The 529-nt window shown below is 36.9% G+C and carries 1 pseudogene; it reads left to right on the top strand.

Features of this window, described 5'->3' with window-relative positions:
* Window positions 1–3 precede the first annotated feature (3 nt).
* Window positions 4–489: pseudogene (locus tag ACFINZ_RS12100) on the top strand (iron ABC transporter substrate-binding protein); the annotation flags it as partial.
* Window positions 490–529: the final 40 nt, after the last annotated feature.

Genomic DNA, 529 nt, shown 5'->3' with positions numbered 1-529 from the left:
CGGGTGACTTTTACCTTGCTTATTGCAATCAGCTTTGCAATATGTTCATGGGTAGGTGTAAATGCAAATGTGACCATCAATCATGTTTCAGGTACCACTACTGTTTCCACCTCTCCCCAAAAGGTCATTATCTTTGACCTTGCGTCGCTTGATAATATGAATCGCCTTGGAATCAAAGCAATTGTCGGTGTTCCTGGAGGAAAAAAATCTATCTATTTGCAACAATTTGATGATGCAGAATATGAAAAAATTGGTACTCTTTTCGAATCTAATTATGAGAAGATTGCTACCCTTCAACCCGATCTCATCACTATTTCCTTACGCACTCAAGCCAGGTATAAAGGCTTATCCAAAGTCGCTCCAACTATTGACCTAACAATAGGCAATCAAAACTCTCTTGAATATATTAAATGGAATGCGTCTATTCTTAGGAAATTTTTCGGCAAAGGAAAGGAAAATGAACAAGAAATTGTGAAACTTAATGAAAATTGAGACAAACTCCGTAAAAATACACAAAGGAAAGGTACAA

The sequence above is a fragment of the Bartonella sp. AA81SXKL genome (genome assembly GCF_042196945.1).
Lineage (GTDB): Bacteria > Pseudomonadota > Alphaproteobacteria > Rhizobiales > Rhizobiaceae > Bartonella.
This window is presented reverse-complemented; position numbering and strand designations above follow the sequence as displayed.